Origin of the sequence: Novosphingobium sp. PP1Y (assembly GCF_000253255.1) — a bacterium.
In the GTDB taxonomy this organism is placed as follows: Bacteria; Pseudomonadota; Alphaproteobacteria; order Sphingomonadales; family Sphingomonadaceae; genus Novosphingobium.
Genome location: NC_015583.1, coordinates 1,064,942 through 1,078,146, shown reverse-complemented (window position 1 = coordinate 1,078,146; position 13,205 = coordinate 1,064,942). Strand labels below are relative to the sequence as shown.

Sequence of the window (13,205 nt, the reverse complement as noted above, 5' to 3'; positions counted from 1 at the left end):
GGCTTTCAGCGCATCTGCAGGATGATCACCTGGCTGCTGGCGGGATCGGTGCGCTTGCGCAAGTCAGCTACATCATCGGGCGAAACCGTCCCTCCGCGATTGCCCCAGGCCGTGCGCACGAAGCTGAGCGCATCGGCGATCTCGCTGTCGGACAACTGGTTGCGGTAGGGTGGCATGCGGTAGGCATCGGGAACGCCTTGAGCCACCACCCTCTGCGATCCGTTGAGCGTGATGTTGATCGCCGAAGGCGCACCGTCGCTCGTCATCGCCGAAGCCGAGCCTGCCAAGGGCGGTATCCATTGGCCCTGCCCTCGTCCATCGGCGCCATGGCAGAAGCTGCACTTGGCCATGTAGGTCTGCGCGCCGGGATGATCCATGCGATTGGCAATCGTCAGCGCCTGGTTGGATGAAGCATCGTACTGCCAGGGCTCACCCTCCTTGCGAGGATTACCCGGTAACGACTTGAGATAATGGGCCATGGCGCGAAGGTCTTCGTCGCGCATGAACTGCAGGGAATTGTTGAAAGCCTCTGTCATCGAAGCATAGACGACAGCGTGGCGATTGCGACCGGTCTTGAGGAACTGCCAGATCTCGTCCTCGCTCCACCGGCCCAGACCTATATTGCCGTCGCCTCTCAGGCTGGGAGCGTACCAGCCATCGAGTACCGCTCCGGCCAGGAACCGGTCGCTCTCTTCGTCCAGCGCCTTTTCGTTCATGGCAAGGCCGCGCGGGGTATGACAGGCGCCGCAATGGCCCGCAGCCTGCACGAGATAGGCACCCCGGTTCCACTGCGCGTCGCGGTCGGCCTTGTTCTCGTAGGTTCCTCCGTCCGTGAAGACGGCTTTCCAAAGCGCGAGCGGCCAACGCATGTTGAGCGGCCAGGGTATTTCGCTTTGGCGGTTCTCCCGCCTGGTTGCCGGCACTGCGGTCATGAAAAAGGCGTAGAGCGCCTTCACGTCATCGTCGCTTAGCTTGGCGTAGGAAGGATAGGGCATGGCCGGATAGAGCCACTCGCCGCCCGGCGCGATGCCCTGGCGGATTGCCCGGTCGAAATCGGCCAGTGAATAGGCGCCGATTCCGGTCTCCAAGTCGGGCGTGATGTTCGTGGCGAAGATCGAACCCATGGGTGTCGCCATCTCCAGTCCGCCGGTAAACGCAGGCTTGCCCGGCAGGCCATGGCAAGCGACGCAGTCTGCCGCCCGGGCCACGTATTCGCCGCGCTTGACCAGATCGGCACTCGGCGTGCCGCTGGCCGCACCATCGAAAGGCGAAGCCGGTGTGCGATTGACGAACCATGCGATAGCCAGGCCGACGATCACCACGAGGGCCAGCAGGATCGTGAGAATCTTCTTCAAGGTTTCGTTCCGTTCACTGGAGGGCCTGTCCGCAACCGGTAAGGTTCGCGGACAGGAGAACAGGAGCTTGCAGGTTCGCCTCAGGTGTCGAACTTGATCCGCGAAAGCGGCATGCTGCGCACCCGCTTTCCGGTCAGCGCGGAGACCGCATTGGCCACTGCAGGCGGCACGGCCGGCAGTGGTGGTTCGCCGATACCGCCCATTTGTGCGCCGCTCTCGACGATCTTGACGTGAACGCGCGGCATGCGATCGGGCGGCAGGATCGGATAGAGATCGTAATTGCGCGCGACCGGCTGCCCATCCTTGTAGACGGCTTCCTCCAGCAGAACCTGCGAAAGACCCAGTGCAATGGCCGAGTTGACTTGCGCCTCGACAATCGCCGGATTGACGATGCTGCCCGGATCGATCGCTTCCCAGAGTTCATGGACGACGACCTGTTCGTCCTTGATCGAAACTTCGGCAATGGCCGCAGCGTGCGATCCGAAGGGTGAGGCCATGGCCACGCCGCGCGCACGCCGGGTGCCGTCGGCTGCACTGAACGGACCGCGCTTCCAGCCTCCCGCCAGATCGCCGACAGCTTGAAGCAAGGTGGTCAGGCGCTTGTTGTCCCTGAGCAGGCGCAGACGCATCTCGAACGGATCGAGTCCGCCCTTGTCCGCCAGTTCGTCGAGGAAGGTCTCGTAGAAGAAATCGTTCATCGAGTTGCCGACCGACCGCCAGTAGGCAAGCGTGACAGGATTCTTGACGTAAGCCTGCGCGATGCGGGAATGGGGAATGGCGTAGGATTTGCCGGTCAATCCCTCGACGGCCATCCCATCCACGCCCTCGGCTCGCTTGTTGGCAATGCCTTCGCCCGGTCCCTCGCAGGCGCTGATCGCCTCGATCGCGATGGGCATGCCGTTGCTGTCAAGGCCGCCACGAAAGCGCACCGCTGCCATCGGGCGCAGGGGATCGCGCAGGAATTCTTCCTCGCGGCTCCAGATCACCTTGACCGGCTTGCCCACGGCCTTGGCCAACTTGATCGCCTGCGGATAGCAGCATCCCGGTCCATACAGGAAATGCCGACCGAAAAAGCCCCCCAGCATCTGTGAGTGGATCTTGATCTTGGCCGGCTCCATTCCGGCTATCTTTGCAGCATCCGCCTGGAACATTTCGGGCGCCTGATTGGGAACCCACAGATCCAGCGTGCCATCGGAATTGAACCGCGCCAGGCTGGAAGGTGGCTCAAGCTGGGCATGGTGCAGGTACTGGCTGAAATACGTGGCTTCTACCTTTGTCGCCGCATCGTCGAAGCCCTTGGCGAAATCGCCCCGGGCCTCAGCCTCGTTGCCCGCTTCGGAGTTGGCGCCCAGTTGCTGCGAGAAGGCCTCGCTGTCGAAGTCGCCCGGCATATAGCGGATGCCGGACTTGTCGCCGGGTTCTGCCCAGTCGACCAGCAGGGCCTCGACAGCCTGGCGCGCATGCCACCAACGCTTGGCGACGACTGCGACGGCGCCGTCGAGGCGATGGATCGATTCGACGCCGCGCATCGCCTTGACCTGGTCCTCGTTGCGGATCGAGCCCACCTCGAGACCGAGGCGCGGCGCATGCTGAATGGCTGCATGAACCATGTCCTCGACCACCACGTCGATCGTGAATTGCGCCTTGCCGGTCGCCTTTTCGTGCATGTCGATGCGCGCGACCGGTTTGCCGATCCAGCGGAACGTCTTGGGATCGCGCAGCTTGAGGCTATCCTGCGGGGGCACCGGCATGTCGAGTGCCCCGGAAGCCACTTCGCCGTAAGCCAGCGAACGTCCGGAGGCTTCATGGACCACACGGCCCGGCTGCGTCGTAAGCGAGCTGAACGGTACGCCGAGCTTTTGCGAAGCCGCCTGCATCAGCATCAGCCGGGCCGATGCACCGATCTTGCGCATCGTCATGTAGCTGGTGCGCACCGACATGCTGCCACCGGTAATCCGGCCTGCCCCCGGGACGATCAGGTATTCGCTGCCCGCCGGCGCGCTCTCCACGGTAAAGGCTGACGGATCGATGTCGAGTTCTTCGGCGACGATCTGGGCCATGGCTGTGAATACGCCCTGCCCGCCCTCGATGAACGGGCTTTGCAGCCGCACGGTGTTGTCCGGGCGAATTTCGAGGAAGGCGGGCACTTTTAGGTGCGCCGCCGCCTCGGGGATCGCGGACTTGCCCTCCTGCGCCCGCGCCTTGCCCAGCGGGATACCGAAGCCGAGGACGAGGGCCCCCGCACTTACCCCGGCCGAAGCCAGCAAGAAGCGCCGACGCGAAATGTTTGAGGGCTCGCCATCCGCAAGCTGCTGCAGGCCATCGTTACTGCCCCGGGGTGCATCTGCGATCATGTCCATCACGCGTCCCCTTCGCTGCCGGTCTTTTCGCTTCGGGCCTTGGATCGAACCGCTGCCGTGCCGGCTACGGCCACCGCCGCCACGGCCGCGCCGCCTGCGACCATCTCTGCAGCCCCGAGGTGGAGGCCATCTCCGCTGTCCGCAGTCTCCGACGTACCGGCAAGGTCCTTCATCGCCGCCTTGATCGCGTTGTAGGTGCCGCAGCGGCACAAGTTGATCATCGCTCCACGGATCTCATCGTCCGTGGGTGTCGCGGTTTCCTTGAGCAACGAAGTCGCCGCCATGACCTGTCCCGACTGGCAATAGCCGCACTGGGGCACCTGGTGGCGCACCCAGGCCTCGACCACCCGCTTTCCGAGATCCGTTTCCTCGATCGCTTCGATCGTGGTGATGGCGCTCAACGCCACGGCATCGAGGGGGGTCACGCATGAACGGGTGACGACCCCGTCGACAAGAACCGAACAGGCTCCGCACTGCGCAAGACCGCAGCCATATTTCGTGCCGGTCATTCCGAGGTCGTCACGCAGCACCCACAGAAGCGGTGTGTCGCCGTCGGCCTCGACGTCCATTTCCTTGTCGTTGATTCGAAGTTTCATGCCGCCCTCGTGAGTCAAGTTGCCCGTCTGCCCTGCGCAGCGCGAGGTACTGCGCCGTGACCGCAAAGCATTAGGGCATTATCCTGCGTTTCGAACATGGTGGACGAATGCCTTCTTGTCACCTGTTGAAGAGACAGGGAGGCAAATCACCTCACGCAACTGCAGTGCGAATGGACCGCCATAGCCCAGGATCCACGATTCGCGCGGATGAAACTCGTGCAAGTGGCCTGCCAGAGAGATCATGCGGCTTCGGTCATGGTGCGGGCCTCGATCGATTCGTCGTGCGCCAAGGGAATCTTGTCGAAGGACGAGTGGTCCGACTGCGGAAGGCCGAGTGGCGTGCCGTCATTTCCTCGAACACCGAGGAGACTGGGATGTCAGAGACATCGTCGATTGATCTGGTCCGCAGGCGCTATCTTGAGGCGCATGGGGCAAACGTGCAGGCCGGATATGGCGCGATCCTCCACGTCTCGTACCAGAACACGGCTCATGCCGCGCTAGGCTATCGCCGCGCCGGTGAAGAAACTCTTTTTCTCGAACGCTATCTCGACCGTCCGGTGGAGCAATGCCTGACTGATGCGCTGGGTCATGCCGTCGAACGTTCCAGCGTGATCGAACTCGGCAATCTGGCCGCCGACGATGCCTTTGCCATGGTCACCCTCTGGGGCATGGCGGCGAATGACCTTGGTGCCGATTGCGAAGTGGCGGTGGCAACGCTCACCGCACCGCTGCGCCGCATGTTCGAGAGACTGGGCGTGACCCTGCACGTCCTTGCCAAGGCCGATTTGCAGCGCGCCGACGATCCGGTCGCCTGGGGCAACTACTATGCCAATGACCCAATGGTCTGCGCCGGCCTGATTGCGCAGGGCCAGCGCGCCATTTCCGCCTTCCTTGCCCGTCGCCGGAAATTTGCCGCGTGACCGGTCTGCTGGAGACGATCCGTGCCCATGCCGAGCACAACCCGCTCGGCATCGCGCTCGACCCGGTCGTATCGGATTGCGTGACGTGGCGGGACCTGGCCGAGCGCGTGGGGCAGGCGGTCGCCGAATTGCGCGGCGATGCGCAGAGTGGCAAGCCCCATGTCCTGCGCCTCGATCATGGTGTCGAAGCAGCCGTTCTCGAGCTGGCGCTTCTCGATGCCGGTATTCCGGTCCTGTCGCTTCCTGCTTTCTTTACCGACGAACAGGTCCGTCACGCCGTTTCCGCCTGCGGTGCGGGGGGCGAATGTCCCTCCACACCGCACCCCGCGCCGTCATTACTGCCCCGTCTGACGGCGCGGGTTACCTTTACCTCCGGATCGACCGGCACGCCAAAGGGCGTGTGCCTGTCGCAGAGCCACATGCTCACTGTCGCCGCATCGGTCGTTGAAGCGCTGGGAACCGCCCATGCCGGCCGACACTGCGCCCTGCTGCCCCCCGGAATCCTGCTGGAAACGGTCGCCGGTTTCTTCGCCACCATGTTGGCCGGGGGGACTTATATCTGCCCGCCGCAGCGCGAGGTCGGGCTGGGTGACCCCTTCCGTCCCGATTTCGGAGCGATGGTCTCACGCCTTGCGGTGTGGCGGATCACGTCGCTGATCCTCGTTCCGGAATATCTCGCAGGGATGGTCGCGGTTCTCGAACGCACCGGCCAACGCCTACCGGACCTGACGCTGGTGGCTGTCGGCGGGGCACGGGTGCCCGTTGAACTCCTGCAAAGAGCCCGCGACCTCGGTTTGCCGGTCAGGCAGGGTTACGGCCTGACCGAATGCGGCTCGGTCGTATCGCTGGAATGCGCGGACGAAAGCTTGGAAGGCTCGGTCGGGCGCCCGCTCGGCCATGTCCGGGCGACGATCGCCTCCGATGGCGAAATCCTGCTCGAGGGAGAAATGTACCTTGGCACCATTGGCGAGCCGCGTACGCCGGGACCTCTGGCCACCGGCGACATCGGTCGCATCGACGAACATGGCCGCCTCTGGGTGGAAGGCCGCAAGACGGCCATGATCGTCACCAGCTATGGCCGCAATATTTCGCCGGAATGGGTAGAGGCCGAACTGCTGCTACAGCCCGAAATCGCCCAGGCCCTGGTCCATGGCGACGGCCGCCCGGCACCCGAAGCGCTGCTCGTCCCGGCATCGCCAGACGCGGATATCGTCAAGGCCCTTGCGGCGGCAAACCGGACGTTGCCCGCCTATGCACGCGTGGCCACCTGGCGTGAAGCGGCGCCGTTCACGCCAGCCAACGGTATGCTCACCGGCAACGGACGCCTGCGCCGCAAGGCCATCGCCCGGACATGGCTCGAGGGCAAGCCGGCCTTTTTCGATGAGCTGGAAGCTGCAACCTGGCGCGATCGACTGCGCTTCCTGACGATCCCGCAAGTGCGCGCCGGACTTGCCGGAACGATCTCGCGCCGCACCTACCTCGATTACCTTATTCAGGCCTATCACCATGTGCGCCATACGGTTCCGCTGATGCAGGCGGCGCGTGCTCGGTTGCTGGACCGGCCCGAACTCGTCGCCGCGCTCGATGAATATATCGAGGAAGAGACCGGCCACGAGGAATGGATCCTGGCGGATATCGCTGCGGCCGGCGGCGATGCCGACAAGGCGCGCACCTGCAGGCCTAATCCGGCAACGCAGGCCATGGTCGACCATGCCTATGCCCGGATCGGGGAAGGCAATGCCGCCTGCTTTTTCGGCATGGTCTATGTGCTGGAAAGCGTAAGCGTCGCCCTAGCCCAGCGCGGTGCCAGTGCAGTCGCCGCGAATCTTGGACTGCCGCCGGAAGCCTTCACCTACCTGACCTCGCATGGCGCGCTCGATCAGGACCACATGGCCTTTTTCGCCGCGCTCGTGAACCGGTTGGACACGCCGGAGGACCGCGAGGCCATCACCAGGATGGCGCGCGAAATGTTCGCCCTCTTCGGGGGCATGTTCGCCGCAATTGCCATGGAGGACCAGGATGTTGCCGCTTGAAGGCAAACGCATAGCCGTCACCGGCGCTGCCGGGGGCATCGGCACGCCCGTGGCCACGCTGCTTCGCGAGGCCGGAGCCCATGTCATCGGGATCGATCGCACAGAAAGCGCGGCCTGCAACGCCAGTATCGTCACCGACCTCTCGGATGAGACCGCCCTTGCCCGGCTTGCAGAGCGGCTTGCCGGCGATTGCCCGGATATCCTCGTCAACATCGCCGGGGTCATGCGTTTCGGCCTGCATCAGAGCCAGCCGATCGAGGCGCTGTCACTGTGCTATCGCATCAACCTGCTGGTGCCGGCCGTCCTCGCCCGCGCAGTGGCGGCGCCGATGCAGGCGCGAGGGAGCGGGCAGATCGTCAATATCGGCTCGGTCCTGGGCGCGATTCCCTATCCCTGGTTCGCCGCCTATTCGAGCAGCAAGGCGGGTCTCGCTGCCCTCAGCCAGGGCTTGCGGCGCGAGCTGATGGGCAGCGGCGTCACAGTCACCCACATCAATCCGCGGGCCGCGCGCACCGCATTCAACAACGGTGAGGTCAATCGCTTCCTCGAAGTGACGGGGATGAAGGCCGATGCACCCGACTGGGTGGCCCGGCGGATCGTCTCGGCCATCGTCGAAAGACGCGAGACCGTCTCGATCGGCGCACTCGAGCGCTTTTATGCCGCCCTCAATGCCATTTCCCCCCGCTTGATCGACAACGGACTTGCCGGACAGATCCGCAAGGCCCGCGCCGAGTTCTGCTGAACCAGCCCGACACGATAAAGAGACAGGAGATCCATCCGATGATCAAACGCAGTGTCCTCACGTTTCTGGCCGCCCCGCTGCTGGCCTGCGCCCTGCCCTCGGCCGCCTTCGCCGACATGGCGAGCGACGTTAAGGCCGTGAACGATGGCTGGGCCCACATCACGTACGAAGTGAAGGGTTCAAGCACGCAGACCAAGGCGCTGGACCAGCTGGCCAAGCAGGCCGCGACCATCGTCGCGCGCTATCCGGGCAAGGCCGAACCGCTGCTCTGGCAGGGCATCATCACCAGCGAGCAGGCCAATCGTGCCAATATCTTTCACAAGATGAGCCTGGCGACGCGGGCCCGCGACCTGATCGCCAAGGCCTATTCGCTCGATCCGCGCGCGGCGGACGGCGGAGCCGCGCTCAGCCTCGGAGTACTCTACTACAAGGTTCCGGGATCGCCGATCGGATGGGGGGACGACGAGCGGGCACAAAAGCTGCTCAAGCAGGCGCTGGCAGTTGATCCCAACGGCCTGGATTCCAACTACTTCTATGGCGACTACCTGCTGGATCAGGGAGACAAGGCGGGAGCGAAGACCTATCTTCAAAAAGCCCTGCAGGCTCCGCACGATCCTGCCCGCCCGGTGTGGGACGCAGGCCGCAGACGCGAAGTCCGGGCCCTGCTGGCCAAGGCGGGCTGATTGACCGCAAGCACGTGCCCATGATGCTGGCTCACCGGCTTGCGCGGCAGCTTGCCCATCCCAGTGGCCTGCCCGGCCGCCTGCTGGGCAATGCCATGGATGTGGTCAACCGCAAGCCCACCCGGCTTGCGGTCGATCTCCTGGCGCCGGGCGAGGGAGAAGCGGTGCTCGACGCCGGATGCGGCACCGGCGCGGCGATGGCCGAACTGCTGGCGCGCACCGATTGCCTCGTCACCGGGGCCGACGCTTCCGCGACCATGCTGGAAGCCGCGCGGCAGCGCTTTGGCGCGCGTGCTTCCTATATCGAGGCGAAACTGGAAGATCTGGCATTGCCTGACGCGACCTTCGATGCGGTGCTCGCTCTCAATGTCCTGTATTTCGAAGATTCCAACCACCCCATGCTGCACAGGATGCATCGGCTGCTGAAGACTGGCGGGCGAATTGTGGCCTACGTCACCGACAGGCAGAGCATGGAAAACTGGTCCTTTACCCGCGAGGGCTTTCATCGGCTTTTCGATAGAGACGCGCTTTGCGCAGCGTTTGCAGATGCAGGGTTTGCACAAGAGCGGATCGAAGTGCATGAAGTGGCGATCACCCGATCGGTCACCGGTTTGCTCGCAAGGGCCTGGCGATCATGAAGTTCTTGGCGGAGATCGACATGGAGCCGATGCCGCAGCAAGCGCGAGCCTCGGGGCTCGCCCGCGTACTCGAAGACGAACGCGGTCCCTTGCTGCAATTCCTCACTGCCCGTTGCGCTTCGGCGGACGACGCGCAGGACTTGCTGCAGGATCTCTGGATCAAGGTCGGCGCGCAGCCCGCAGGGCCCGTCGCCAATCCACGCGCCTATCTGTTTCGGATGGCCAACAATCTCGTTCTGGATCGGCTGCGCGGGCGACAACGCGCAATGCGGCGTGAGCGCAACTGGCTTGAGGCCGAGAGCGGCGGTGTCGCCATGCCGCCGGAAGACAGGACTGACCCCGGCGAACCTGCCGACGAAGCGCTGGCCCGCAAGCAGGAAGCGCAGATCCTGCGCGACGCCATCGACGCCCTTCCCGAAGGCGCTGGCCGGGCCTTGCGGCTCTATCGCTTCGAGGGAATGGGGCAGGGAGAAATCGCCGAAGTCATGGGAATTAGCCGCAGCGGGGTGGAAAAGCACCTCGCACTCGCCATGAAACGCCTGCGCGCGGCGCTGTCCGACTGTGGATGTTTCGACACGGCGACGTCTTCAGATCGAGGGGCTGACAGCGGGGAACGACCGCAGATGGAACAGGGACAATGAAACGCGAAGACGATCCGATCCTGGCCGAAGCCGTTCGCTGGCACCTCGCCAGCGGCGACGATGCCATGGACTGGGATGCGTTCACCCTCTGGCTGGAAGCAGACCCTGCACACCGCAAGGCGTTCGATGAGATTGCCCTGACGGACATGATGCTCGGCGAGCATCGCGAGGAACTGGCAGAGCCCGCGGCGCCCGAGTTCGAAACCCCGATGGAAGCCACCTATGCCGAGGCTGCGAACGATCGTGTCGTGCGTCCGGTCTTCGGGAAGCGGCTGCGTTGGGCTGGATTTGCCGTTGCCGCGGCCCTGACTGCGGTTCTGGCGGTTCCCCAGTTCATGGGCCCCGCTCCAGAGCTTTACGAGACCGCAGCGGCATCGCAGCGCATCGCGCTTGAGGATGGCTCGACGATCCTGCTCGCCCCGCGCAGCCACCTGACCATCGAGGGCCGCAATCGGGATCGCATGGCCCTTTCCGGCGGCGCCCTGTTCGACATCCGCCACGATCCCTCGCGCCGCCTCACGATCACCGCCGGCGATCTTGCGATCAGCGACATCGGCACGCGCTTCGACGTACAGGAACAGAAGGACACGGTGCGCGTCGCCGTCGTCGAGGGTAAAGTGCAGGTCAGTTCGCAGGCGCTCGACGCTCCGGTGAAGCTGGCCGCCGGCAGCGGTCTCGATTTCGACGGCGCAAAGGGCACCGCGACGATTGCATCGATCAAGCCCATCGATGTCGGTTCATGGCAGGAAGGCAGACTTTCCTACGAAAATGCGCGACTTGTGCTGGTCGCCGCCGATCTGCATCGCTATGCGGGTGTCTCGGTGGAAGTGCCGGCGTCCTTGCGCGACCGGCGGTTTTCGGGGACGCTGATTGTCGACGATGGGGATGCGGCGTTACGCGATCTGGTGCAGCTCATGGGCCTGCGTCTCAGCGGCCACGCTGGCGCTTGGCGTCTGGAGCAGCCCGGCAGCTGAGGCGCGCGAAGCAGCGCGCCGCGGCATCGACATAGCTGCGAGCACACTGCCCGAAGCCATTGCCGAGCTTGCCCGCGAAACCCGGGTTTCCATCGGTACGCAGGGTGCACTGCCCCGCCTGCGCACAAGGCGCGTAAGGGGAAACTATTCGGTCGGCGAGGCGCTCTCGCAGCTTCTGTCCGGTAGCGGTTTCGTCGCAAGGCAGGTAAGCGAGACGGCCTGGCGCATCGAACCGGCCGCCGCCATCGGGCCTGCGGTGCCCCCGCCCAGTCCCGTTTCACCGCCGCCGCCACAGCCCATCGTCGTCACGACCACCAAGCAACCGCTGGAATTGCTCTCGGTTCCTGCCGCGGTTTCGGTGGTCGCCCTAGCGGACGAAATCCACGGCATCCCTACCCGCGCCAGCGCCACGGTTGCCTCGCAGATCGAAGGGCTTTCACTCACGTCACTGGGGCCGGGGCGCAATCGCATGTTCCTGCGCGGCGTTGCCGACAGCGCCTTCAGCGGCGAAAGCCAGTCGACGGTGGCCGTCGTATTAGACGAAGCGCGCCTCACTTATGCTGCGCCGGACCCGGATATCCGCCTCGTCGACATCGAGCGCGTCGAAGTGCTCAAGGGGCCGCAAGGCTCGCTTTACGGGACCGGTGCGCTCGGCGGCATTTACCGCATGGTGTCCCACGCTCCCGAACTCGATCGGACCAGCCTCGACGTTACTGCGGGAACCTCACTCGTGGCGCACGGCAATACCGGCTATTCGGGCTCCGCCGTGGCCAACCTGCCCCTGGTGGGCGAGAGGGCCGCCCTGCGCCTCGTCGGCTATGGGGCCAAGGAGCCCGGCTGGATCGATACCGGTCAACGCAACGACGCGAACTGGACGCGCGTGTCGGGCGCGCGCGCTGGGCTCGCCTTCATTCCGGCCAACGACTGGCGTCTGGACCTCACCGGCTTCGGCCAGTGGCTGCGCTCGAGCGACACGCGCTATGTCTATGCCCCGCGCAGCTATTCACGCGACGCACAATCGCCCGAGCCGCACGACAACGACCTCATCCACTTCGCCGGACGGCTGAACGGCGCGGCCGGCAGCATCGATGTGACGTTCGCCAGCGCCATGACCTGGCACGATGTCGACAACACGCTCGATGCATCGCTCGGCGCGGATGGCTTCGGGCTCGCCAATCCGCAGAGCCTGCTCGACAAGCGCCATTTCCGCATATGGGATTCCGAGCTGCGCCTGCGCGGTCACCTTGGCGGCGTAACCTGGCTTGCGGGCATCTCGCGCCTTGTGGCGCGCCAGAGACTGGCGACGTCACTTGAAGATAGTGCAGGCGCCATGGAGACGCTCGACGACGATCGCCGGACCAGTCACGACAATGCCGCTTATTTCGACGCGACTGTTCCGGTATCCGGCACGATCTCGATCGATGCCGGGGCGCGGCTTTTCCGCTCGTCTATCCGCGAGACGCGCATGTTGCAGGCCGGCCCCGTCTCGCGTGAGCGTGACAAGTCCGGCGTAACACCCAGTGTCGCTTTGTCCTGGCAGCCCGGCTCGTCCAGCCTCGTCTACGTGCGCTACGGATCGGCCTTCAGGCAAGGCGGATCGGATATTACGTCCAGCGGCAGCATCGACACGCTGGGCAGCGATGAACTGGCCTCCATCGAACTGGGCTGGCGCCAGCGGATGTCCGGCGGGGGCAAGCTCGATCTGGGCGCGTGGTTCTCCAACTGGCACGACCTGCAATCCGACGTGCTGGAGGACAATGGCCTCGTCGAGACGGTCAATGCCGGAAACGCCCGCATCTTCGGCATCGAAGGCAGCCTCGAACTGCCGCTGGGCGAAGGCTGGCAGGCAGAGGCCGGCGGCAATTTCACCGATGCGCGCCTGATCCGCAATGATCTGGGTTTCGAACTGGAAGACAGGCACTTGCCGGTCGTTCCCGAATATACCGTACGCGCCGGCCTGCGCCGCGATTTCACACTAGGACAGCTGAATGCGCGCGCGAAGCTGAGCCTGCGCTATGTCGGCCCGGCCCGCATGAGCTTCGATCCTGACCTTGACCGCAGGATGGGCGACCTGATCGAGAGCGATTTCGAAGTTCAGGTCAGCGACGGCATCTGGCAAGTGGGCCTGAACGTGCAGAACCTGTTCGCTGACAAGGGCGACGTCTTCGCCTTCGGCAATGCCCTTCGCTACCGCACCATGCCGCAATTCACGCCGCAGCAGCCCACGACGATTTCCCTGAACGGGTCGGTCCATTTCTAGACT

11 protein-coding genes are annotated in these 13,205 nt (G+C 64.5%); 8 read left to right on the top strand and 3 right to left on the bottom strand.

Annotated features, from left to right (window positions below; all coding sequences use genetic code 11):
• Window positions 1-5 precede the first annotated feature (5 nt).
• From PP1Y_RS05770 to PP1Y_RS05760, 3 genes are all read right to left on the bottom strand, one after another.
• On the bottom strand, window positions 6-1,355 hold the full coding sequence (locus PP1Y_RS05770; protein WP_041558445.1) for a cytochrome c: 1,350 nt from the start codon (window positions 1,353-1,355) through the stop codon (window positions 6-8).
• An 80-nt stretch (window positions 1,356-1,435) separates the two neighbouring features.
• The gene (locus PP1Y_RS05765; protein ID WP_013837142.1) at window positions 1,436-3,709 is read right to left on the bottom strand and encodes a molybdopterin cofactor-binding domain-containing protein; all 2,274 of its coding nucleotides are present in this window, start codon (window positions 3,707-3,709) and stop codon (window positions 1,436-1,438) included.
• 5 nt (window positions 3,710-3,714) lie between these two features.
• Entirely contained in the window at window positions 3,715-4,311 is a 597-nt protein-coding gene (locus PP1Y_RS05760; protein WP_013837141.1) for a (2Fe-2S)-binding protein, read from the bottom strand.
• 374 nt (window positions 4,312-4,685) lie between these two features.
• Here PP1Y_RS05760 and PP1Y_RS05755 point away from each other — a divergent pair, with 374 nt between their 5' ends.
• The 8 genes from PP1Y_RS05755 to PP1Y_RS05720 are packed head-to-tail and all read left to right on the top strand — an operon-like array spanning window position 4,686 to window position 13,202.
• Window positions 4,686-5,231, top strand: coding sequence for a thermostable hemolysin (locus PP1Y_RS05755; protein WP_013837140.1), 546 nt, complete (start codon window positions 4,686-4,688; stop codon window positions 5,229-5,231).
• Window positions 5,228-7,264 (top strand): AMP-binding protein, encoded by a 2,037-nt coding sequence (locus PP1Y_RS05750; protein WP_041558442.1) that lies wholly within the window; start codon window positions 5,228-5,230, stop codon window positions 7,262-7,264. The genes PP1Y_RS05755 and PP1Y_RS05750 overlap by 4 nt, the downstream gene beginning before the upstream one ends.
• Window positions 7,251-8,006: an SDR family NAD(P)-dependent oxidoreductase gene (locus tag PP1Y_RS05745; RefSeq protein ID WP_013837138.1), complete on the top strand. Its 756-nt coding sequence runs from the start codon at window positions 7,251-7,253 to the stop codon at window positions 8,004-8,006. The genes PP1Y_RS05750 and PP1Y_RS05745 overlap by 14 nt, the downstream gene beginning before the upstream one ends.
• 38 nt (window positions 8,007-8,044) lie before the next feature.
• The gene (locus PP1Y_RS05740; RefSeq protein ID WP_041558441.1) at window positions 8,045-8,689 is read left to right on the top strand and encodes a TRAP transporter TatT component family protein; all 645 of its coding nucleotides are present in this window, start codon (window positions 8,045-8,047) and stop codon (window positions 8,687-8,689) included.
• A 20-nt stretch (window positions 8,690-8,709) separates the two neighbouring features.
• Window positions 8,710-9,327, top strand: a complete 618-nt coding sequence (locus PP1Y_RS05735) for a class I SAM-dependent methyltransferase (RefSeq protein ID WP_041558440.1) — start codon at window positions 8,710-8,712, stop codon at window positions 9,325-9,327.
• Window positions 9,324-9,968, top strand: coding sequence for an RNA polymerase sigma factor (locus PP1Y_RS05730; RefSeq protein ID WP_051009972.1), 645 nt, complete (start codon window positions 9,324-9,326; stop codon window positions 9,966-9,968). Before PP1Y_RS05735 ends, PP1Y_RS05730 begins: the two co-directional genes overlap by 4 nt.
• Entirely contained in the window at window positions 9,965-10,942 is a 978-nt protein-coding gene (locus PP1Y_RS05725; RefSeq protein WP_041558439.1) for a FecR domain-containing protein, read from the top strand. Before PP1Y_RS05730 ends, PP1Y_RS05725 begins: the two co-directional genes overlap by 4 nt.
• Window positions 10,848-13,202, top strand: a complete 2,355-nt coding sequence (locus tag PP1Y_RS05720; RefSeq protein ID WP_232512377.1) for a TonB-dependent receptor — start codon at window positions 10,848-10,850, stop codon at window positions 13,200-13,202. The genes PP1Y_RS05725 and PP1Y_RS05720 overlap by 95 nt, the downstream gene beginning before the upstream one ends.
• Window positions 13,203-13,205 lie beyond the last annotated feature (3 nt).

Excerpts from the sequence above, each read along its gene's own strand:
- PP1Y_RS05745 (WP_013837138.1), top strand. The coding sequence starts at position 7,251 with ATGTTGCCGCTTGAAGGCAAACGCATAGCCGTCACCGGCGCTGCCGGG.
- PP1Y_RS05725 (WP_041558439.1), top strand. The coding sequence starts at position 9,965 with ATGAAACGCGAAGACGATCCGATCCTGGCCGAAGCCGTTCGCTGGCAC.
- PP1Y_RS05720 (WP_232512377.1), top strand. The coding sequence starts at position 10,848 with ATGGGGATGCGGCGTTACGCGATCTGGTGCAGCTCATGGGCCTGCGTC.
- PP1Y_RS05735 (WP_041558440.1), top strand. The coding sequence starts at position 8,710 with ATGATGCTGGCTCACCGGCTTGCGCGGCAGCTTGCCCATCCCAGTGGC.
- PP1Y_RS05740 (WP_041558441.1), top strand. The coding sequence starts at position 8,045 with ATGATCAAACGCAGTGTCCTCACGTTTCTGGCCGCCCCGCTGCTGGCC.
- PP1Y_RS05755 (WP_013837140.1), top strand. The coding sequence starts at position 4,686 with ATGTCAGAGACATCGTCGATTGATCTGGTCCGCAGGCGCTATCTTGAG.
- PP1Y_RS05760 (WP_013837141.1), bottom strand. The coding sequence starts at position 4,311 with ATGAAACTTCGAATCAACGACAAGGAAATGGACGTCGAGGCCGACGGC.
- PP1Y_RS05765 (WP_013837142.1), bottom strand. The coding sequence starts at position 3,709 with ATGATCGCAGATGCACCCCGGGGCAGTAACGATGGCCTGCAGCAGCTT.
- PP1Y_RS05730 (WP_051009972.1), top strand. The coding sequence starts at position 9,324 with ATGAAGTTCTTGGCGGAGATCGACATGGAGCCGATGCCGCAGCAAGCG.